Below are 21424 nucleotides of genomic sequence, written 5' to 3'. Positions count from 1 at the left end.
GGAACCTCCGGAAGCCATATTTTAAGAAAATAGAATATATTAAAAATAAACATCTGATGAAACGAATATTATTTCCCATTGCAGTCCTTTTATTAGCCGCCTGCAATACGACAACTGAAAAAGAACAGACCCCGGAACCGGTTGCACCTCCTGTCGAACCGGTAGTGGTTGCCGCCGATACCATCCGTGCCGACGCCGTCACTTCGGCGACCGCCATGCCGAATCATTCTTCCTTCAACGGAACCATGATTGTGCCTCCCCAACGCCATGCCACTGTCACCTTGACGATGGGAGGGACCGTCCATTCAACGCCCCTGCTTCCGGGCGATTATGTAAAGAAAGGTGCCGTCCTCGCCACCCTCGAAAACCCCGATTTCATCCTGTTGCAGCAAAGTTATCTGGAGGCTCATGCCCAAACGGAATATCTCGAAGCCGAATACCACCGCCAGGAGCGTCTGAGTTCGCAGGAAGCTGCCTCCCAGAAACGTTTCCAGCAGAGCAAGGCCGATTACCTTTCGATGAAAAGCCGCCTGGAAGCTGCCGCCGCACAACTCACGATACTCGGAGTTACGCCCGGCGACCTGCTCAAAGACGGTATCCGTCCTTACCTGGAGGTAAAATCCCCGCTGAACGGCTACGTGACCGGAATGATCTTGAACCTGGGTAAATATATCAATGCCGGCGAACCTGTCTGCGAAGTAATCGACAAAGGCGAAACCCTCCTTTGCCTGACCGCTTACGAGAAAGACCTCGACGATCTTGCACCGGGCAGCCGCATCCAGTTCCGCGTGAACGGCATGGGAAAGCAGACGTTCGATGCCACACTGCTGTCTGTCGGTCAGGAGGTCGATGCCGTAAACCGCTCCCTCGAAATCTATGCACGGGTGAAAGGAAACCACGAACGTTTTCGTCCCGGCATGTATGTGACGGCGCGTGTAGAAAAGAAATAAGTATATTTGCGGTATGAAAGTAAATATAGATAAATATGTATTGGCAGTCGTCGTCATTTCTGTGGTGGTGGCGTTCCTGACCCATTTCCCGGAACTGATATCCCTGTTCGACCATTCCGGGGAGAACAATCTTTTCCCGGGAATGCGGATGGCCGATGTTGCCAATGAAGTGTTTTTTACTTTTATTTCGCTGCTGATTCTCTTTGCCCTGAATACATTCTTCTTCCGGTTCAACCGTCCGGCGGCGCGCATCACGTGGGGAAAGATGGTGCTGTCTTTCGTCCTGACCTGGTTGATGAGCAATCTGTTGGGGAAGGTTTTCGTCTTCCTTCATCATCATTTCGACATTCCGGCGATTGATGCGATGGTGCACCATTACCTGCATCCGTTGCGCGATTTTATCATTACCTGTATCGTGACGGGCAGTTGTTATATGATTCACCTGCTTCGCAAAAGCCAGCAGGTGTTGGTCGAGAACCAGCAGCTACGCACGGAAAACCTAGTGAACCAGTACGAGGCCCTGAAGAACCAACTAAACCCGCATATGCTGTTCAACTCGCTGAATACCCTGCGTTCTCTAATCCGCGAAACGCCTGATAAGGCACAGGATTATTTGCAGGAACTGTCGCGGGTGCTTCGTTACACCTTGCAGGAGAATGAATCCCAAAGCGTCACCTTGCGGGAGGAGATGGAGTTTGTCACCGCCTATATCTTTTTGTTGAAGATGCGTTATGAAGATAACCTGGAGTTTGATATTCGGATAGACGAAGCCGTCGGGGCGCGCCAGCTTCCCCCTATGTCCGTCCAGCTGCTGGTTGAAAACGCTGTCAAGCATAATGAAATTAGCAATCGCCATCCGTTGGTCATCCGGGTTTTTACCGAAGGAAACCGGCTGACGGTCAGCAATCCCGTCCAGCGTAAGCTCACAGCCAGCGGAGGCTTACAAATCGGCCTGGCAAACCTGGCGAAACGTTACAACCTGCTCTTCAAGGAAGAAATCGAGGTGCGCGAAGAGAACAATACATTTATCGTAACTATTCCATTGATATGAATGCACTTATCATTGAAGATGAAAAAGCGGCCGTCCGCAATCTGACGGCTCTGCTTTCGGAGGCGGCCCCGCATATCGGGGTTGTGGCCGTGTTGGATAGTATTGCAGAAAGTATCGACTGGTTCCGTGCCAATGCGATGCCCGACCTGATATTCCTCGATATTCATCTGGCGGACGGTTCCGCCTTCGAGATTTTCGAACATGTGGATATCTCCTGCCCGATCATTTTCACGACGGCCTACGATGAGTATGCCCTGCGTGCCTTCAAAGTGAACAGCATCGATTATCTGCTCAAGCCGATTGGCGGGAGCGACATACGGAAGGCGATTGGCAAACTGGAACAACTGCGTTCGGAGGCACCTTCAAAGGAATTTGATTACAGCCGCCTGATTCATGTGCTGAAACGGCAGGAAAGCTACAAGACGCATTTCCTGGTTCCGGTAAAGGGGGACAAGTTGCTTCCGCTGTCGGTTGATATGATTCTGTTCTTCTATATCAATGACGGGCTTGTGAAGGCGGTCGTTACCGATGGGCGGGAATATACTTTTACGCAGACGCTCGATGAGTTGTCCGACTGTCTGAACCCGGATATTTTCTTCCGTGTGAACCGCCAGTATCTTATCTCCCGGAAAGCCGTATCCGACATCGACCTCTGGTTTAACGGACGCCTGTCTGTGAACCTGAAAGTCCCTGTGCAGGAGAAAATCCTGGTAAGCAAGGCGCGTGTCGGGGAGTTCAAGGATTGGTTTACCGGGAAATATACCTGAAACCCCGTTTGGTCTATTATTACTGCCGCTTCGTCTACTAAAATATCCGGGCATCGGTTGTTTGTCTAGTTTTGCTTCGAGTTCAATAATAAAAAGAAGCATGATATGAAAACAGTATGGTTGTGGTTGATGTTGGCGGGAGTTTTTATATGCCGGGAAACAAGCGCACAGGTCTGGCTGAAGACTGAATATATCGGTTCGTCCGGATTCCGGGATGCCGATAATAAAAAGGTGGGCGGCAAAGGGGATATGAAGGTGATTCAGGGAGGGGTGAACATTCCCGTATCCATGAAAATGGATGAAAACAACCACCCGACGGCCTGGATGGTCGGTCTGGGCGCTTCCTATGCTTCGATGGATAACAAGGACTTGTCGGAGTATATGGAGTCGCAAATCTTCAATGCGCAGCTGGCTGTTTCGTATATCCGTCCGTTGAATAAGAGGTGGTCGCTTCTGGCAAGTGCCGGGGTGGGGCTTTTTATGAATACCGGTAGCCTTGCCTATGCCCGTTGGGACCATGTGATGGGGGTGGGGATGGTGGCGGCTATCTGGCATCTGCGCGATAATCTGGATTTGGGGATGGGGGTTGCGCTGAATACCAGTTTCGGTTATCCGATGGTTTTTCCGGCTCTTTTTGTGGACTGGCGGCTAGAGGGGCGTTATATGGTGAATGTCTCGATGATGGACGGAGTGGAGATATCGGGCGGGATGCAGTTGCATAAATTGCTTCGGCTGAAGCTGGTCGGTTCGATGAACGGCATGCTTGCTTTCGTGGAGCACGACGGCAAGGATAAGATATTCACCCAGCAGTATATTACGACCGGGTTGCAACCGGAACTGACTATCACGAAGTCGCTGTCCGTTCCGATAACGGTTGGCTTGTCCGCTTACCGGGCGGCCTTTTATGACGACCGCACGCTGAAAGCGATGTTCAAGTCGATGGACAGGGAATATGACCCGCATTTCTCACCTGCTTTTTATACGAGTATAGCCATCAAATATGGCTTTTGAGGGGGATATGTATATCTTTGCGTGAAATATAAAAACTCCTATTATGCCGAAGTCGGAAGGAACCTATAACAGCTTTTTGATTGATTTCCTGATAGCTCCGAAGTACAGGTTCGGGAGGCATTTGCTGCTGGTACTGTTCTTTACTTTTGTGGCGTTCAATATGCCTTATCTGACCTGCGCCGGCTTTCTGGATGAGGTGGGCGGTGTGATTGGGTATGTCAGCGGGCTGTTGCTGGCGTTTTATCTCGGAGGAATTTATCTGCACATGTATGTCCTGTTACCCGGATTGCTGCTGAAAAACCGGTATGTGTTGTATATCATTATCGTGTCCCTGCTTATTCTGGTTATGATTGTAGTCTCTTTCGGGAGCGATTACTGGCTGAACCGGTATTCCGGGCAGGAGCCGGGGTATTATTCCTTTTTCTATAAGAACCGGATAATGGCTGTCGAGATTGTAAGTAACTTTTTCCTGTACGGGCTACTGATTGCCGGCACTTCCATTACTATCCTGCTTCGCCATTGGATGGGATTCTACCAGCGGAAGAACGAACTGGAGAAGGTGAGCCTGAAAACTGAACTGGAATCTCTGAAAGACCAGATAAACCCGGAGTTCCTTTTTAATATGCTCGATGAGGCGGGCAGGCAGACCTTCGATAACCCCGAACAGGCATCGAAGGTGTTGATGGAGTTGAGCAGGCTGCTCCGTTACCAGTTGTACGACGGGAAGCGGGAGAAGGTACTGCTGATTTCCGAGATATCGTTTATCGAGCGTTTTCTTGAACTGGCGAAGATGAAGTATGCGAACCTGAGCTTTACCGTGACGAAGGAGGGGGAGGTCAGCCGTAAACTGGTGCCACCTTTATTGTTTATTCCTTTTGCCATTCATTATATAAAGCAGTTGTCGTCGGAAGAGTCCCGGATGGATATTTATTTCTGTTTCCGGGCAGGGGAGCGGGAGTTGTTTTTTTCTTGTATTTGTTTTGCTCCGGGACTGCCGGACGGGCAGAAAGAGCATAACGAAGACCTGGAAGATGTGAAGCATCGCCTCGATTTGCTGTTCAAAGACGCTTATAAGTTGGAGACGGTGGATGATGGGGCTCTTTGTAAAACGAATTTATGTATCAGGTTATGATAAATGCATCCGGTTTTATGTTGCGTCTGCTGGTTGATTCCCGTTACAGGGTTTTCAGGCATTTCCTGCTGTTCTCTCTCAGTATGCTGATCATATCCGTGAATATTTATCTGGATGTGATAGAGGGAAAGGAGTATTTAACAAGAAATTGTATAGTACAGAGTTTGATACTGCTTATACCTATTTATTTGAGCGTATTTATATTGACTCCGCGTTTATTGTTGAAGAATAAGCTGGGGAAATATGTCTTCTTCGTGTTCCTGGTTATCGCTTTAGCTATTTTGTTTTCTTATTTACTGCGGCAGGAAGATATAGAAAGGGAGTATGAATTGTATCAGTTTTGGCTGTCGGCTTTCTTTTTCATCTCTTCCGTCATCCAGGTGAGTTTGATTATTGCGGGCGCGTCGGCGGTGATTGTTTTCCAGGATTACGTGAAATACGGCCAGCGTATCGACGAACTGGAGAATGCGACGATGCAGTCGGAACTGGAACAGTTGAAGAATCAGATAAACCCGCATTTCCTGTTCAATATGCTGAATAACGCGAATGTGCTGATAAAGGAAAATCCGGTGGAGGCGGTGCATGTCCTGTCCAAGTTGAAAGACCTGTTGAAGTATCAACTGAAAGACAGTACTTCCGAAACGGTCTATCTGGCGGACGATATCCGTTTCCTGACCGATTATCTCAATATGGAGAAGATACGGCGTGATAATTTCGATTTCATCATCTCTACGGAAGGGGAAACAGCGCATATAACCGTTCCACCTTTATTGTTCATCCCTTTTGTGGAGAATGCTGTGAAACATAATAACGATAACAGGAAACTGTCGTATGTGCACCTCTATTTCAAAACGAAAGAGGAGCAGCTTATCTTTATCTGTATCAATTCGAAGCCGGCCGAACAGAAAGAGAAGCCTGTCGACGGAGGGATAGGTCTTGCCAATATCAGCCGCCGCCTGCAACTTCTGTATGATACGGATTGTTCTTTGCAAATAAATGAGACGGATATAACATATACGGTCAATCTTCGTTTAAAACTTAAAAACTGATTAGTATGAATTGTATCATTGTAGATGATGAACCGCTAGGTCGTAAGGCAATCCAGTTGTTGATACAGGATACGCCGGTGTTGTCTTTGTGTGGAAGTTTCGGCGATGCCGTGTCTGCCGGTAAGTTTATGCAGGCGAGTCCGGTGGACCTGGTGTTTCTGGATATCAAGATGCCGGGGGTGAACGGACTGGAGTTTGCCCGGATGATTCCGTCGGATACGCTTGTCATCTTTGTGACGGCCTATGCGGAGTATGCCCTCGACAGCTATGAGGTGGATGCGATAGATTATCTGGTGAAACCGATTGAAATCGAACGTTTCAAACGGGCGGTACAGAAAGCACATACTTATCATTCCCTGCTGAAAACCGACAACAGCAAGAATCAGGTGGAGTCTGTTTCCGCCAGTCATATCTTTGTGAAAGCGGAACGGCGTTATTTCAGGATACAGCTGGAAAATATCCTTTTCATCGAGGGACTGAAGGATTATGTCGTGATACAGACTCCCGAACAGCGGATTGTGACGAAGATGAATCTGAAGTCGATCCATGAGATGCTTCCGAAAGATGTTTTTCTGCGAACGAACAAGTCTTATATCGTGAACTCCAATTATATAGCCTCGTTTGACAACAATGATGTATTTATTGGAAAGTATGAAATATCGATAGGGAATAGTTACCGGGATGCGTTCTTTGAGAAGTTTTTTATGAAGAATAATCTGTCGGATTGAGTACTGTTCTTTTGAAAATCCCGTATATTTGTCGTTGAAAAATAAATAAAGTGAACAAAAGATGCCTAAAATAGCCGCTGCCTTTTCCATTAAGAGTTATGGATTATACACAGCCAGGGAACGCGAGTCGAAGGATTAGGCAGGATAAGTTTGTGGGAGATTGATATGAAAGAATCAGTACGGATATTCCGTTTTATCATAGTGGGGACCCTGAATGCTCTTATTACCGCCCTGGTTATTTGGGTGTTGATGAAGGGTGTCGGATGTAATTACCTTTGGTCGAACATTGCCGGTTATGTTGCTGCGTTGGTTAATAACTTTTTTTGGAGCAAATACTGGATATTCTCCTCCCGGAGTGGAAAGTTTGAACGTGAGGTGCCTCTTTTCCTTGTCGCTTTCGGTTGTGCTTACGGCTTACAGTTTCTCTCCCTGCTGTTGATGGTGGAGATAGGTGATATGAATGAATACCTGGCGCAGTTCCTGGGGTTATTCGTATATGGCGCCGTCAATTTCACGATGAATAAACGGCTGACTTTTACCAGAAAATAATGATTTCTTATCCGGTAGTGACACTATTCAAACTTTATCCTTCAGGCTTCAGGAATATATAATCCTTGAAAAATAAGGAATCCAACTGAAGGGTGCCACATTCCGGATTTTGATTCCGACAGATAGGCACCCGTTTGCCAACCGATAGTTATTTGTTTGTCTGCGGGTAGTTATCCGCTCCAAAAAGCATAGGTGTTTTGAAATGTTAAGTCAGGACTTTTGATGACAAAACATATATGCTTTGAAGACAAAAGTCCTATGTTTTGCCGGAAGTTACTTTATCCGGAATTTCCGTATACATTTTTTTACAATTCTATCCCTTCAGCCGTATATATTGAAAAATATTCTCTCCCGGCAACTGAAAGCTGAAAGCAATAATTTGAAAAGATACAGAGTGTAAAAAGTTTCTATATGGTCCAATCTGCGTCATCTGTGTGCCATATAGAAACAAATGCTATGACTCCTGATAATAATTGAACCTGTCCATCCTCATGACCATATTGGCATTAAGCTTGCGTCGTATTCTTCCAAATCCGTATCATATAGAAGGGCAGGTGTGTGAATGCGAATACAAAGGAGATGATTAGCAAAACCTTGCTTTCATCCCAACCCACTGTCTGCTGGTGCCACAACCCGGTGATAACGCAGAGGACGGAGAGGGTGATACCTATCATGTTCAGCGAAAGCTGTCCTTTGCGATGTTGTTGCATATATTCCAGTTTACTATGTTTGATGCCGTAACAGGCATAAATATCCAATCCGATAAGCATCCAGAGTACCAGGCGAATCCATGTGTCGGCCGGAAGGAAAAGCATCATGCAGAGACAAGTCACGATTCCGAGAACCGGTACAAGCGGAACGAACGGCGTTTTAAAAGCACGTTGCACGTCCGGCATCGTTTTTCTTACCACCAATACGCCTGCACAAACCAGTGTAAAGGCAAACAAAGTCCCTATACTCGTCATCTCCCCGGCCACCCGGGCAGGTACGAAGGCCGCCAGCAATCCGACCAACAACATGAAAAGCAGGTTACTGCGTGCCGGAGTGCGGAATTTTTCATTGATATGCGAAAAGAATGGAGGCAATAACCCGTCGCGGCTCATGCTCAGGAATACGCGGCTTTGTCCGAGCAACGTAACCATAATTACCGAACAGTAACCAAACAGGATAGCCAGTACGATTGCCTTATTCAGCCAGGGATAATCCGGTTGGATGACCCCGGCGGCATCCGCATGTCCCATATGTGAAATAGCTACGGCAACAGGCGCAATCCCTTCCTGCCCGTTGAACTGGCTGTAATGTGCCACTCCGGTCATCACATGGGCGAAAAGCATATAAAGGATAGTACAAACCAGCAGGGAAACAAGAATCCCGATCGGCATATCCCGTTTCGGGTTTTTAGCTTCCTGTGCAGCAGTCGATACGGCATCGAATCCGAGGAAAGCGAAGAAAACGATTGCTGCCCCGCGAAGCACACCGGAGAAACCGTATTCACCTAACGTCCCGGTATTCGCCGGAATATAAGGAACATAATTCTCCGTATTGATATATTTCCATCCCAAAGCGACAAATACCAATACGACCGAAACCTTGAGGAAGACAATTATCCCGTTGAAAATCGAACTCCCTTCCGTCCCCCGTATCAGGAAAATACTCATCAGTACGACAATAAGAAAAGCAGGTATATTGACTATCCCTCCGTCCCAGGGACATGCCGTCAACGTATGTGGCAGATGGATACCCACCCCTTCGAGGAATACGACCAGATACCGGCTCCAACTGATACTGACCGTCGTTGCGGCTACGGTATATTCAAGTACCAAATCCCAGCCGATAATCCAGGCAATCAGTTCCCCCATCGTGGCATATGAATAGGTGTAGGCACTTCCGGCAACCGGTATCATGGATGCAAATTCGGCATAGCATAATCCGGCAAAGCAACAGCCTAACGCAGCAATGGCAAATGATAAGGTAATGGCTGGACCGGTATATCCGGCAGCAACGGTTCCGGTGATAGAGAATAACCCGGCACCGATGATAACCCCTACACCCAGTGCGACCAGACTCCAGGGGCCTAATACCCGTTTCAGCGTTTTACTACCCGACTCATTAGCCTCCGCCTGTAAAGCGCCTAACGGTTTCTTTATAAATAATCCCATTCTTCTGTTTGTTTAAGTGTGGCTGCGTCAAAAGCCTCTTTTGTCATTGCGGACTCGATGCAACCTCACAGTATTTCAATAATCGGCCGCAAAGGTAGGGATTACAGGAAAAATATACAAATTCAGTTGTGAATGGACAACCGTTCCCAGATGTAATTGGGAATCAGCTTCCAGAAGAATACCAGTGTGACATACCGCCAGTCGATAATGACTGTCCGTTTCTTTCGTTTCAAAGCCCGTACAATCCGTTGTGCTACCCGTTCCGGACGCATCAGCAGCGGATAGTTATCATTTTTTAGCAAAGCCGTTTTCACGAACCCCGGACGTATATCGGTAAAAGTTATCGGTAACTTTTCCATCCTGGCTAACTGTGCCAGTGCGTCGATATAAGTATTCTGGAAACGTTTGGTGGCGGAATAGGAGGGTGCTACTCCCAAACCTTTAGTCCCGGCGATAGAACTGATAACGGCCAGATGCCCGCATCCCTGTTCCTTGAAATAATGGTAAGCGGCAGTGACCATGCGGGTAAAACCGATTGCATTGGTATTGACGGTTGCCAGTTCAATGTCCGGATTCAAAGTCCGGTTCTGATTGCCGACACCGGTACTGAGCAGGAACAGGTCCATGCCTCCCAGTTTATCAATTAGCAGGTGGAGCTTGTCTACGGCTTCCACCTCAGTCACGTCGAGCTGTTGTATCTCTGTCTGCTCGGGAGCCTGCTCCCTGAATGCTTCCAGCCGTTCCAGCCGACGTCCTGCCACTCCAACGCGCCAACCCAGTTGACGATATATCTTTGCCACTTCGTAACCGATACCGGAAGTCGCCCCGATGATAACAATCCTTTTCACGATTTCTTTTTATTTAAAGACTAATAGAAGAACAAATGTAAGCAAAACTTTATTAATTCAACGTTACGCTTCTTACTTATTGATATTCTATCGCTCACACATTCTTTTTTAGGCTATTCTTTACTTGTTCATTCAATATATTCTTAATACCTTGCCACCGTGTTAGCTATAGCTTAAGAGATTCATTGTCCTATAAATAAAATAGCATGAAAATAAACAATCTCATCTTACTGGTATCCCTTTTAATAATGGGAAGCCAGGTCGTAAGCTCCCAATCGAAGACAGGCGACTTACCGGTATTTGATTTTTCAAAAAACTATCCTCAGAAGAAGTTGCGCCTTCAGGATATGGCGGAAATAGAGTATGTGCCTTTGGAGACAACAGATGAAATTTTGTTGGGTGGTTCATCGGTACTTTCAGCTGTTACCGATAAATATATTCTTATCCATGAATCCCGATTGGGTGATATATTTGTTTTCGATCGTAAAACAGGAAAGCTCTATTCACATTTCAATCACAAAGGACAGAGCGGGCGGGAATATACATGGATTAATGTCGGTACAATTTTAGATGAGAAGAAGGAAGAAATCTATGTGTGTTCCCAATTCATTCAGGTTTATTCTCTGAAGGGAGACTACAAACGAACATTGAAAATAAATACATTTGATAATGAAATGAGTATTTTCAATTTTGACGATGAATCTCTACTTATCTATGAAGGCGTAATAATTGAACCTGGTCGTGAAAGTAAGACTAAAAAGTCCCCTTACCGTCTTGTCTCCAAAAAAGATGGTAGCCAGCTTTCTGTATTAGACATTCATTTTGAAAAAAGATATACAAACAAAATAGCTCAATCATTGGAGGGTAATATGTGGAGACCTTTTGGAATTTATTATCCTCAAAATATGCATTACGGTCCGGATCTAATGATTGCGGATATTTCATCCGACACATTGTTTCGGTTATCCCCGGATAAGGGATTAATACCCTTATTAACCCGCAAGCCATCGACTCATGCTCCTGAACCTCGAAATATATGGATACCTTTATTAACAACTGATAAGTTCATGTTGATAGGTACGCTTCTATTAGATTTTAAATCACTGAAAGGCGGACCGATTCCAACGTTTATGTATGAATTTAAGACCGGTGAAATAAAGAAGACGCCGATTTTAGATACAGAATATGATACAAGGGCTTGGAGTCAGGGAAGATGGTCGCCGGATGCATCGCCTGATATCGCACGGAATATGGTCGCTGAAATGATTCAGGCATCAATGGTTATAGAGGCTTATCATGGAAAACGTTTGGCCGGGAATGGAATGAAGATTGCAAAGACACTTGTCGAAGACGATAATCCGGTAATCAGGATTATTAAATTCAAGTAATAAATATATTACTGCCGATAGTGCTTACTTATTGGCATTTATACAATAATTACTATATTTGTGGAAACAAATCTTTAAACCATATTTATACCATGAAACATTTATTTTTTGGAAAGCTATTGGTTGTGTTGCTCTCCTTTTTCTGTGTATGTTCGGTATCTGCACGCAAACCTATCAAGACGTTGTTGATTACCGGGCAAAACAATCATAACTGGCAAGTTAGCCATGTTGTTTTAAAGCAAATACTGGAAAACTCCGGTCGTTTCTCCGTAGATTTCGCTGTGTCTCCTTCACAAGGACAGGATATGTCCGGTTTTGTGCTTGATTTTGCTCCGTATGAATTAGTTGTGTTGGATTATAACGGTGATTCATGGCCGGAAGAAACAAACAAGCGTTTTCTGGAGTTCGTGCAAAATGGCGGGGGAGTGGTCGTTTATCATGCGGCAGATAACGCTTTCTCCAAGTGGCCGGAATTTAATAAGATATGTGCCTTGGGTGGATGGGAAGGACGTGATGAAAACTCTGGTCCTTATGTGTATTGGCAGGATGGCAAACTAGTCAAGGATAGTTCTGCCGGTCCGGGCGGTTCGCATGGAAAACAGCATGAATATGTATTGAACGGGCGTGATAAAATACATCCCATTGTAAAAGGATTGCCTTTGAAATGGCGTCATACCCAGGATGAACTATACGACCGTATGCGTGGTCCGGGTAATATCGGAGACTTACTTTATACGGCTTATTCGGATAAAGAGACAGGAGGTTCAGGACGTGAAGAACCGCTTGTCTTTACCGTCGATTACGAAAATGCCCGTATCTTCCATACCATGCTCGGACATGCCGGTGCTACTGTTGAAGATAATACAGCTATGCAGTGTACAGGCTTCCAGGTTTTGTTACTGCGTGGTGCGGAATGGGCTGCAACCGGAAAGGTAACTCAGAAAGTACCCAAAGATTTCCCGACCGAGACACAGTGCAGTTACCGGAAGGATTATAAGGAAAAGAAATAAATAGATATTACTTTTCTTTTGAAAGAAAAGCAATCAAAAAATCAAGGCTGTATCTGGTTTTTACCGGAGCAGCCTTGATTTTTTATCTATCCTTCCAAGAAGGAAAAATAGGTTTATTCAGCTCGTAATGTATCTGCCGGAGCAATTTTAGATGAGAGGTAAGCCGGGTACCAGGCTCCCAGTGTGATAAAGAATGCCATAAGCAGATAAGTCGATATCAAACCGGCAAAGACGCGGAAGAAAGTGACCGGCATAACATTCGTGTCAATCAATTCCATTTTCGCAATATTAATGCAGATGATAGCGGCAGGGATAGCCACCAGGCTTAATAACAGCCAGCCTTCTCCGATCATCATTTGCAATATCTGGCGGCGTGTGGAACCAACAGCCAGGCGGAGGCCGATTTCAGATTTCCTGTACTCATTACGGAACCAGAAAGTGCCGATGATTCCCAGGAATATATTGAAGATCAGGAATGCCATAAAGGCTATCCGGTAACGGATGGCATCCGTCACTCCGTTTGTAAGATAAAGTCTGTTTCTCAGGTCGTCGTAAGAGTCGACTCTGGAAAGTATGAAATTACCGATATTTATCTGTTCCCTTATATCCCGTTGGAAATCTTCTATGAATTTTTGTTTGTTGAGCCCGGGTTTTACCCGTATACTGATTTCTAACGACCAGGCGAGTTGTTGCTCATTCCATTCTTTGAAATAGGAAGTTGGTAACATAAAATATGCCGCTCTTTCTTCCCGGCTGTAATCGTCACGTTTTAATATCCCGCAAACACCTCCTATCCGAAAAGAATTGTCATTCTTCATGTAAATAGAATGTCCTTTAGCTTGTTCTCCGGGGAAAAGTTCTTCAGCTAGTTTACGGGAAATGACAATGTTCTTTTCGGTCAAAGCATCTTTTAAAGAAGATCGGTCATCTTCGTTCAAGGGGCGGACTCTGAATACATCGAAATAGGAAGGAGTAACCGGTAAATATTGGAACTGCACCATTTTCGAACTGTCTTTTCCCATTTGGTTATCCATATAACTGGGGTTATAAGGACTACTATTTTGTGTCAGGCAAACCTCTTCTACCTGTGGATATTGCCGGATACGTTCTATAATAGATAGGTATAGGGCAGCTGCCTCTTCCGTGTTTTCATGGTGAATATAGTTGGGGCTACTTTGCGGCACAGTCGTGAGCCGTACCTGGTAAGTGTCTTTTATATCGTAAGCACTATCGACTGAATTGGCATATCCGATCGTTGTGAAGTAGTCCATGATATACCATAAGAGAATGAATACCAGGAATAATTCAGCTACAATCCAGGCATTTTGCCGGCGTTGTTTCCATAAAAGTTTTAAAAGATGATGTATCATGATTCTTGTTATTTATCGTTTAAAGCATCGACAATGGGACGTCTGAGTGCACGCCAGGCAGGAACGAGAGCAGACATCAGGTTTAAAATCAGGCAGAAGATCAGCGTATATCCGAAAATTGCCGGATTGATCAGCATGCCGGGAGAAAGATCGATAGAGGCGGTGAGTGAACTGCCGTCCCAGTCGTAATTCCCCAGTAACCATCCTTTCAGCATAAATATCAATCCGTAGGAGATCAATAATCCGATCAGTCCGCCTAATAATGTGAGCAGCAGGTTTTCATATAATATCTGCAAAAGCAATGTTCTGTTCTGGGCTCCGAACGCTTTACGGATACCTAATTCTTCCATGCGCTTTTTCATGCGTGATGCAGTCATTCCCGTCAGATTGATGGAAGGGACCAACAGCAGAAGGAATATTACTGAGAAGATTTGTATAAAGAGTTTCATGAATTTCGGACTGGCGAAAGAATCTGTGCGTAACCAGGCACGTAGAACGGTGTCAGGTTGTTCGTTTAGTACAAAATTATATTGTGGAATATTTGCACTGTAGCGCCGGCAATTTTCTTCGGCTTCCCGGCGGATAGCGTCAAAGTCGCCCGGTTTCTTTGCCAGGATATAAAGCTGCATATGACCTAAGATAAAATCACACCATTTACTTCCCTGTATCTGTGAAGGACGGTTGGTGAAAGGTATCCACATTTCAGCGTAACAGAATTGTGCTATGGAAGGTACATCTTCTACGACACCGGAGACTTGGTATTCTTCAAAGTTCAGTAGAAATGTTTTACCTGTTGCATCCGATGTATTGAACAGCCTGCGTGCCAGTGATTCGCTCACGACGGCTTTTCTGATTCCGGAGGTAAACTCTTCTTCCGTATAAGGTTTTCCGGCAAGGAATCTGAACTGGAATATTTTCCAGAATGCAACATCCGTACCCATGACAAGTCCGTTGTATACTTCATCACTTCCCGGGGTTTGTATGAATTCGGTCTGTTCTCCGATCGGGAGGATGGCAGTGACAGCCTCCGGAGTCTGCATTGAATAAAAGCATTCTTTGATGGTCGGATAAGAAAGCCGGCTACTCCCGTTTCCCTGGCCTTCCGTTTTATTTAGAATTTTTCCGTGTTGTATGACTAACATCCGGTCACGGTTGGTTTCCGGTGCGATATTTCCAGTCCGGAAATAATATAGTATAGCCAGTATCATGACCATCGTAATGGCCAGACCGGTACCGGTTATATAAATGATGCTGAAAAACTTGTTTTGCCTTAGCATCTGCATAGCCTGTTTGAGATAGACCTTATACATAAAAGACTTTGTTATTATTGTTTGGAATCTATAATAACAAAGTCTGTGCCATAAAGGTAAATGCCTGTCGTTCAGTATATGGATATACTTTTTACTGTTCGTTATCGGACATAGTGTTCATTTTTGTAAGGCTTATTATTCCATCTTCCAGCGAAAAATGTTCATCGTGATCGGCCAGGTAGCGGATTACGGTGATGATCTTGTCGGCGGGAAAAGGTAGGTTCTCCGTCAGTTTCTTAGCCTCCTGCGGACCGTCGGTCAAAGCCTCCTTCAATGCGTCACGGATGGTATTGAACGTATGGTTGTTCAGGCCCGAATCGTTTTTTGCCAGACATACATCGCAACAACCGCAATCGGAAGTTCCTTTTTCACCGAAGTAAGAGATCAGCATCCGGCTCCGGCATATCCGGTTTTCGTTGATGTATTCCATGACCCGGTTGATACGGCTTTCAAAACGTTCTTTACGCTCTTCGTAAGCCGAACGGGGAATAGACAGATATTTAATCTCCTCCCGGGTACGGGTATAGATAATGAGAGGTGTTTTCTTATGAGGAATGTAATTGACAATCCGGTATTTGGAAAGTCCGACCAGCACTTCATAAATTTCCTGCTGACTCAGTCCGGTACGGGTAGAGATCAGCCCTTCATTAATATATACGTAATCCGAAAACAAACCGGTGTAGGAACGGAGTATCGTTTGTATAACCTCATCCGTCTTTTTATCCTGATGCAGGTATTTGTAAAGCTCGTCACGTGTGGCGGTAAATACCAGACGAGAAGCATTTTCCTGTTCTTCCGTATATTCTATGTAGCCTGCCAGCTCAAGTATCTTAAGGGCATGATGTGCTTGTAGGTGCGAAAACTTATAGGCTGTACAGAAATCGACCAGGGAGAAGTCGTGCACTGTATCCAGTCCGAATCCCATTGCTATCTGATAATAATTACCTAAAGCATCGTACACCCGGCTGATAAAATCCCTGTCTGGAAATTCATCGGCCAGTCGTTTCTTCAACTTTGTACAATCTATATTGGAACACAAAGCGACAGCGTAAGCCCTCTGTTCATCCCGTCCGGCTCGTCCGGCTTCCTGATAATACTCTTCCAGCGATCCGGGCATATCCATGTGGATCACCAGGCGTACGTCCGGCTTGTCGATACCCATCCCGAATGCATTGGTCGAGACAATTACCCGACACTCGTTATTCTTCCAACGGCTTTGGCGAAGGTTTTTGTCGTCGCGGTTGAGGCCGGCATGAAAGAAATCGGCCGATATGCCGGCTTGCTGAAGCAGGACTGCTATTTCTTTCGTCCGTTTCCGGTTGCGCACATAGACAATAGCCGTTCCGGGAACTTTTCCCAGAATGTATATTAATGTGTTTATCTTATCTTCCGTCTGACGGACGATATAGGACAGGTTCTTCCGGACGAAACTTTTCCGGAATACATTCTTTTCTCTGAAATGTAGCCGTTCCTGGATATCATTCACTACCTCCGGAGTCGCTGTTGCCGTCAGAGCAAGAACCGGCACACCGGGAAGTTCTTTCCGGATATCGGCAATGCTCAGGTAAGAAGGACGGAAGTCGTATCCCCATTGCGAAATGCAATGGCTTTCGTCGATAACCAGCAGACAGACATTCATTGCCTGTAGCTTGCTTTTGAATATATCGGTCCCTAACCGCTCGGGCGAAACGTACAGGAATTTATAATCACCGAAGATACAGTTTTCCAGCTGAGCGATAATCTCCTGGCGGGTCATGCCCGAATAGACGGCAGTTGCTTTTATCCCCAACCGGCGCAGGTTATCCACCTGATCTTTCATCAGAGCGATCAGCGGGGTTACGACAATACATATTCCTTCCATTGCCAAAGCCGGAACCTGGAAGGTAATCGACTTACCTCCCCCTGTCGGCATTAGCCCGAGTGTATCTTTCCCCTCACAAACGGAGTGAATAATATCTTCCTGTAAAGGACGAAAAGCAGGGTATCCCCAATACTTTTCTAATATCTTATGGTAGACGTCCACCGGTTCCCTTCATATGTCATCGACCTTTATGTCTTTAACCATGAGTTGCAAGGTCGTGTTTCCGTTATATGTATTCTCTTCAATCGTATAGCAGATATTAAAAGGTTTCATCCCTTTAATATGCGGGCTGTGCTGATGCATTCCGAAAGCGATGCCATGGATGGGCGTGTTCGATTTGTCGTCTATCAGTTCCAGCTTGATATGTTCCAGTTCTTTGCCGACCAGCTTGCTTGTCCCGTAATCTTTCACGTTCAGCGAGCAAAATACCGGTTTCTGGTTGTCCGGACCGAAAGGATTCATCTTTTTCAGTTCGCTCATGAACTTGGTATTGATGTCCTTCAGATCGAGAACGGCGTCGATGTCGATTTGCGGGATCATCTGTTCGGGGATAATCTCGTCGGCAGCCAGCTTCAGGAAACGTTCGGTAAATTCATCCAGATTTTCTTCTTTCAGGGAAAGGCCGGCGGCATAGGTATGTCCCCCGAAGTTTTCCAGCAAGTCACGGCAGTTCTCTATTGCCTTATAAATGTCGAAACCGGTAACCGAGCGGGCAGAACCGGTGATCAGTTCGGATGATTTGGTCAGCACAACTGCCGGACGGTAATATTTCTCTGTCAGTCGCGACGCAACGATTCCGATAACTCCTTTATGCCAGCCGGGATTGTAAACGATTATTGCTTTCCGGTCTTCCATATTGGCGAATTCATCGATGATAGCGTTTGCCTCGTCGGTTATCTTTTTATCGAGTTCGCGTCGTTCGTCATTGTATTGGTTGATGTTTTCACTCTTCTCGCGGGCTGATTCTACATCTTTGGCGAGCAACAGGTCGACTGCTTCTTTTCCGTTCATCATCCGTCCGGAAGCATTGATGCGCGGACCGATCTTGAAAACGATGTCGCTGATGGTTATCTCTTTCCCGGTAAGTCCGCAGATGTCGATGATACCTTTCAGTCCCAGGCTGGGATTACTGTTCAACTGCTTTAGTCCGTAATAAGCCAGGATACGGTTTTCTCCCGTAATAGGCACGATATCGGAAGCAATGCTGACAGCCGTCAGTTCCAGTAATTTCTCCAGTTCGGAGAAAGGAAAGTTATTGCTTTTGGCAAAAGCCTGCATAAATTTGAAGCCTACGCCACAACCGGACAGATGCTCGTACGGATAGATGGAATCTACGCGTTTAGCATCCAACACCGCAACGGCATCGGGCAATGTATCATCCGGCATGTGATGGTCGCAGATAATAAAGTCAATGCCTTTTGTCTTTGCATACTCAATCTTTTCGATTGCTTTGATTCCGCAGTCGAGCGAAATAATTAATGTGACTCCGTTGTCGGAGGCATAATCAATCCCTTTATAAGAAATGCCATACCCTTCGTCATAGCGGTCGGGAATGTAATAATCCAACGTCGATGAATAGGGTCTTAAATACTTATACACAAGCGATACGGCAGTCGTGCCGTCTACATCGTAGTCGCCGTAAACCAGAATCTTTTCTTTATTGCCCAAGGCTCTGTTCAATCGTTTCACCGCCTTATCCATATCCGGCATCAGGAACGGGTCATGCAGATCGTTCAGATTGGGTTTAAAGAATTTTCTGGCTTCTTCAGCCGTCGTAATCCCTCTCTGAACAAGCAGGAGACAGATGACCGGGCTGAAACCGATTTCGGCTGCCAGCGCATCTCTCTTATGTAATTCTTCTTCTGTCGGGGTTTGAAAATTCCATTTGTTAATCATTATATATTGTTTTTTTCTTTTTATCTCCCTAAAAATAATATGCCAATTACTAATGTGCTAATATGCTAATGATAATACCTTAATAAAATCCTGATTCCCAGGATTGGCACATTTGCATACTAGGACTATTGGCAAATTATTATTTTTGAATCTGTAAAGTTAGAAATTAAAATGGAGAATTTTGGTGGGGGTGGCGAAATATTAACAATAAAATTTCCAGCTTGTGAAACCGGATACACTTCCTATGGTTGTTCAATGGTATCTGCCGGCGGTGGAAAACTTTCATTTGCTTGGCGGTGGTTGTGGCATACAATTATTTTCTGTTTATATCGTTAGTTGGAAAATAAACCTGTATATTTGTCACAATATTCTAAAAAACAATGACGGAAGATATTAAAAAAGCCTGCGAAGTGATGCAGGAAGGGGGTATAATCCTTTATCCGACAGATACTATCTGGGGGATCGGTTGCGATGCGACCAACGAGGATGCCGTACAGCGTGTGTACGAGTTAAAGAGAAGAGCAGACAATAAGGCTATGCTGGTTCTTATGGATAGTTCTGCCAAATTAAATATGTACGTGAACGATATTCCGGATATTGCCTGGGATTTGATAGAAGTAGCGGATAAGCCGCTGACTATTATTTATTCGAATGCGAAGAACCTGGCAAAGAATCTGCTGGCTGACGACGGCAGTGTAGGTATCCGTATTACTAATGAAGAATTTTCCCATAAGTTATGTGAGCGTTTCCGTAAACCGTTGGTCTCTACTTCTGCCAATGTGAGCGGGGAATTGTCTCCGGCCAATTTCTCTGAAGTGTCCGAGGTAATAAAGAATGGTGTGGATTACATCGTTTCCTACCGCCAGGATGATATGAGCAAGGCACAACCGTCGAACATCATTAAATTGGGTGCCGGAGGTCTTATTCAGGTGATCAGATAATAATGAAAAGAAGCAGAGAGGCCGCAAAATACATATTATCGGATTTTATATCGGCAGCCGTAGCCTGGTTTTTATTTAACTGGCTGCGCTATGAAGAATTGGCAGTATATGAGGGTGCTACTTCCTTTACCAGTTATCTGGGGTATATGCAGGTGCTGAAAGGACAGTTGTTCGTTCCGTTCTTCTGGCTGATTTTATATTATTTTTCGGGTTACTACAACAAACCATTCGGTAAGTCTAGGCTGACGGAGTTATTCTCTACGTTCGTGACGACATTAATCGGAGTGGTATTTATATTCTTTGTTGTGGTGCTGAATGATTTGCCTCGCTCTTTCCATATTTATTATGAGTTGTTCTTCGTCCTTCTCGGATTGCAGTTCTTTCTGACGTATATTCCCCGTCTGGCAATTACACAGAGCGGTTTGCGGAAGATTAAGAGCCGGGAGTTGGCAATGAACGTACTTATTATCGGTGCCGGGAAAAAAGCAGTCCGCATTGCAGGTGATTTGCACCGGATGGGATACCATATTTCAGGTTTTATTCCCGAAGATGATGCGACTCCGATGGAAGTGGAGAAAGAGCAGGTTGCCGGAACTTTATCCGGATTGGCTTCGGTTGTGGCAGATAAGAAAATTGATGAACTGGTACTGGCTGCCGAAACGGAGGACAACAAAAAACTGTTGACGATTTTGTATTCGCTTTATCATTATAAACTGCCGATCAAGGTGCTGGCGGATAAGTTGAGCATGTTGTCGCAGGTGAAGATAAAGACAATCCGTGGGATTCCGCTGGTAAATGTGACGGAGAATAACCTGTCAGCGGTGGAAAAGAATATAAAGTTTGTGATGGATAAGGTGGTCTCTGTACTGGTCTTGCTGATACTCTCGCCGATGTACCTTTATATAGCCTGGCGGGTGAAGAAAGATTCGCCGGGACCGGTCTTTTTCCGCCAGGAACGGATTGGATATATGGGGAAACCTTTTTATATCTATAAGTTCCGGACGATGTATGTGGATGCGGAAGATAACGGCCCTCTGCTTTCATCGGAGAAGGATAAACGGATTACTCCGTTCGGCCATATATTGAGGAAATACCGGCTGGACGAGTTTCCGCAGTTCTGGAATGTACTGAAAGGCGATATGTCAATCGTCGGTCCACGGCCGGAACGGAAGTATTTTATCGACCAGATTGTGAAAAAAGCTCCTTTTTATTATTTGTTACATAATGTGAGACCGGGTATTACTTCATTGGGAATGGTGAAATACGGTTATGCCAATGATGTCGATAAGATGATAGAGCGTTTAAAGTATGATATATTATATTATGAAAATATGTCGTTAGTGCTGGATATAACAATTTTGATTTATACGGTGAGAACGGTATTTACAGGTAAAGGTATTTGAA

18 protein-coding genes are annotated in these 21424 nt (G+C 45.2%); 12 read left to right on the top strand and 6 right to left on the bottom strand.

The window, feature by feature from the left end; all coding sequences use genetic code 11:
• Positions 1-56 precede the first annotated feature (56 nt).
• The 8 genes from K6V26_RS11025 to K6V26_RS10990 all read left to right on the top strand — a co-directional run bounded on the left by K6V26_RS11025 (position 57) and on the right by K6V26_RS10990 (position 7237).
• Positions 57-950 carry an efflux RND transporter periplasmic adaptor subunit gene (locus K6V26_RS11025; RefSeq protein ID WP_224265349.1) on the top strand — a complete coding sequence of 298 codons (894 nt, stop codon included), beginning with the start codon at positions 57-59 and terminating at the stop codon, positions 948-950.
• 13 nt (positions 951-963) lie between these two features.
• Positions 964-2001 (top strand): sensor histidine kinase, encoded by a 1038-nt coding sequence (locus K6V26_RS11020; RefSeq protein ID WP_224265348.1) that lies wholly within the window; start codon positions 964-966, stop codon positions 1999-2001.
• On the top strand, positions 1998-2768 hold the full coding sequence (locus tag K6V26_RS11015; RefSeq protein WP_007657168.1) for a LytR/AlgR family response regulator transcription factor: 771 nt from the start codon (positions 1998-2000) through the stop codon (positions 2766-2768). Before K6V26_RS11020 ends, K6V26_RS11015 begins: the two co-directional genes overlap by 4 nt.
• Before the next feature lie 105 nt (positions 2769-2873).
• Positions 2874-3779: a DUF6268 family outer membrane beta-barrel protein gene (locus K6V26_RS11010; protein WP_224265347.1), complete on the top strand. Its 906-nt coding sequence runs from the start codon at positions 2874-2876 to the stop codon at positions 3777-3779.
• Positions 3780-3822: 43 nt separating this feature from the next.
• The gene (locus K6V26_RS11005) at positions 3823-4911 is read left to right on the top strand and encodes a sensor histidine kinase (RefSeq protein ID WP_224265346.1); all 1089 of its coding nucleotides are present in this window, start codon (positions 3823-3825) and stop codon (positions 4909-4911) included.
• Complete coding sequence (locus tag K6V26_RS11000) at positions 4908-5960, top strand: sensor histidine kinase (protein WP_224265345.1); 1053 nt, start codon at positions 4908-4910, stop codon at positions 5958-5960. Before K6V26_RS11005 ends, K6V26_RS11000 begins: the two co-directional genes overlap by 4 nt.
• 5 nt (positions 5961-5965) lie before the next feature.
• Complete coding sequence (locus tag K6V26_RS10995; protein ID WP_007657163.1) at positions 5966-6688, top strand: LytR/AlgR family response regulator transcription factor; 723 nt, start codon at positions 5966-5968, stop codon at positions 6686-6688.
• Between the two features lie 165 nt (positions 6689-6853).
• Entirely contained in the window at positions 6854-7237 is a 384-nt protein-coding gene (locus K6V26_RS10990; protein ID WP_224265344.1) for a GtrA family protein, read from the top strand.
• A 506-nt stretch (positions 7238-7743) separates the two neighbouring features.
• Here K6V26_RS10990 and K6V26_RS10985 read toward each other — a convergent pair.
• Both K6V26_RS10985 and K6V26_RS10980 read right to left on the bottom strand, forming a co-directional pair.
• Positions 7744-9396 (bottom strand): amino acid permease, encoded by a 1653-nt coding sequence (locus K6V26_RS10985; protein ID WP_010802915.1) that lies wholly within the window; start codon positions 9394-9396, stop codon positions 7744-7746.
• Between the two features lie 122 nt (positions 9397-9518).
• Positions 9519-10244, bottom strand: coding sequence for an SDR family NAD(P)-dependent oxidoreductase (locus K6V26_RS10980; RefSeq protein ID WP_224265343.1), 726 nt, complete (start codon positions 10242-10244; stop codon positions 9519-9521).
• A 206-nt stretch (positions 10245-10450) separates the two neighbouring features.
• On the opposite strand from K6V26_RS10980, the gene K6V26_RS10975 reads away from it, so the two are divergent.
• Together K6V26_RS10975 and K6V26_RS10970 are read left to right on the top strand one after the other, a co-directional pair.
• Positions 10451-11632, top strand: coding sequence for a 6-bladed beta-propeller (locus K6V26_RS10975; protein ID WP_224265342.1), 1182 nt, complete (start codon positions 10451-10453; stop codon positions 11630-11632).
• Positions 11633-11724: 92 nt separating this feature from the next.
• Complete coding sequence (locus tag K6V26_RS10970) at positions 11725-12642, top strand: ThuA domain-containing protein (RefSeq protein WP_122328970.1); 918 nt, start codon at positions 11725-11727, stop codon at positions 12640-12642.
• A gap of 113 nt (positions 12643-12755) precedes the next feature.
• Here K6V26_RS10970 and K6V26_RS10965 read toward each other — a convergent pair whose 3' ends face one another.
• The 4 genes from K6V26_RS10965 to recJ all read right to left on the bottom strand — a co-directional run bounded on the left by K6V26_RS10965 (position 12756) and on the right by recJ (position 19079).
• The gene (locus K6V26_RS10965) at positions 12756-14012 is read right to left on the bottom strand and encodes an ABC transporter permease (RefSeq protein ID WP_224265341.1); all 1257 of its coding nucleotides are present in this window, start codon (positions 14010-14012) and stop codon (positions 12756-12758) included.
• An 8-nt stretch (positions 14013-14020) separates the two neighbouring features.
• Positions 14021-15322, bottom strand: coding sequence for an ABC transporter permease (locus K6V26_RS10960; RefSeq protein WP_122328968.1), 1302 nt, complete (start codon positions 15320-15322; stop codon positions 14021-14023).
• Between the two features lie 91 nt (positions 15323-15413).
• Positions 15414-17345 (bottom strand): RecQ family ATP-dependent DNA helicase, encoded by a 1932-nt coding sequence (locus K6V26_RS10955; protein ID WP_224265340.1) that lies wholly within the window; start codon positions 17343-17345, stop codon positions 15414-15416.
• 9 nt (positions 17346-17354) lie between these two features.
• Complete coding sequence (gene recJ / locus K6V26_RS10950) at positions 17355-19079, bottom strand: single-stranded-DNA-specific exonuclease RecJ (protein ID WP_007657149.1); 1725 nt, start codon at positions 19077-19079, stop codon at positions 17355-17357.
• Between the two features lie 380 nt (positions 19080-19459).
• Here recJ and K6V26_RS10945 point away from each other — a divergent pair, with 380 nt between their 5' ends.
• The gene (locus tag K6V26_RS10945; protein ID WP_010802933.1) at positions 19460-20020 is read left to right on the top strand and encodes an L-threonylcarbamoyladenylate synthase; all 561 of its coding nucleotides are present in this window, start codon (positions 19460-19462) and stop codon (positions 20018-20020) included.
• Positions 20021-20022: 2 nt separating this feature from the next.
• Positions 20023-21423, top strand: a complete 1401-nt coding sequence (locus K6V26_RS10940) for a sugar transferase (RefSeq protein WP_224265339.1) — start codon at positions 20023-20025, stop codon at positions 21421-21423.
• Position 21424 lies beyond the last annotated feature (1 nt).

Source organism: Parabacteroides goldsteinii, from assembly GCF_020091425.1.
Taxonomy (GTDB): Bacteria; Bacteroidota; Bacteroidia; order Bacteroidales; family Tannerellaceae; genus Parabacteroides; species Parabacteroides goldsteinii.
Note: the sequence above shows the minus strand (reverse complement) of the source record. Positions and strands in the feature narration are given on the sequence as shown.

Coding starts and splice junctions, on each gene's coding strand:
- K6V26_RS10995 (WP_007657163.1), top strand. CDS start 5,966: ATGAATTGTATCATTGTAGATGATGAACCGCTAGGTCGTAAGGCAATC.
- K6V26_RS11025 (WP_224265349.1), top strand. CDS start 57: ATGAAACGAATATTATTTCCCATTGCAGTCCTTTTATTAGCCGCCTGC.
- K6V26_RS11005 (WP_224265346.1), top strand. CDS start 3,823: ATGCCGAAGTCGGAAGGAACCTATAACAGCTTTTTGATTGATTTCCTG.
- K6V26_RS10965 (WP_224265341.1), bottom strand. CDS start 14,012: ATGATACATCATCTTTTAAAACTTTTATGGAAACAACGCCGGCAAAAT.
- K6V26_RS11000 (WP_224265345.1), top strand. CDS start 4,908: ATGATAAATGCATCCGGTTTTATGTTGCGTCTGCTGGTTGATTCCCGT.
- K6V26_RS10975 (WP_224265342.1), top strand. CDS start 10,451: ATGAAAATAAACAATCTCATCTTACTGGTATCCCTTTTAATAATGGGA.
- K6V26_RS10940 (WP_224265339.1), top strand. CDS start 20,023: ATGAAAAGAAGCAGAGAGGCCGCAAAATACATATTATCGGATTTTATA.
- K6V26_RS11010 (WP_224265347.1), top strand. CDS start 2,874: ATGAAAACAGTATGGTTGTGGTTGATGTTGGCGGGAGTTTTTATATGC.
- K6V26_RS10945 (WP_010802933.1), top strand. CDS start 19,460: ATGACGGAAGATATTAAAAAAGCCTGCGAAGTGATGCAGGAAGGGGGT.
- K6V26_RS10990 (WP_224265344.1), top strand. CDS start 6,854: ATGAAAGAATCAGTACGGATATTCCGTTTTATCATAGTGGGGACCCTG.
- K6V26_RS10970 (WP_122328970.1), top strand. CDS start 11,725: ATGAAACATTTATTTTTTGGAAAGCTATTGGTTGTGTTGCTCTCCTTT.
- recJ (WP_007657149.1), bottom strand. CDS start 19,079: ATGATTAACAAATGGAATTTTCAAACCCCGACAGAAGAAGAATTACAT.
- K6V26_RS11020 (WP_224265348.1), top strand. CDS start 964: ATGAAAGTAAATATAGATAAATATGTATTGGCAGTCGTCGTCATTTCT.
- K6V26_RS10960 (WP_122328968.1), bottom strand. CDS start 15,322: ATGTATAAGGTCTATCTCAAACAGGCTATGCAGATGCTAAGGCAAAAC.
- K6V26_RS10985 (WP_010802915.1), bottom strand. CDS start 9,396: ATGGGATTATTTATAAAGAAACCGTTAGGCGCTTTACAGGCGGAGGCT.
- K6V26_RS11015 (WP_007657168.1), top strand. CDS start 1,998: ATGAATGCACTTATCATTGAAGATGAAAAAGCGGCCGTCCGCAATCTG.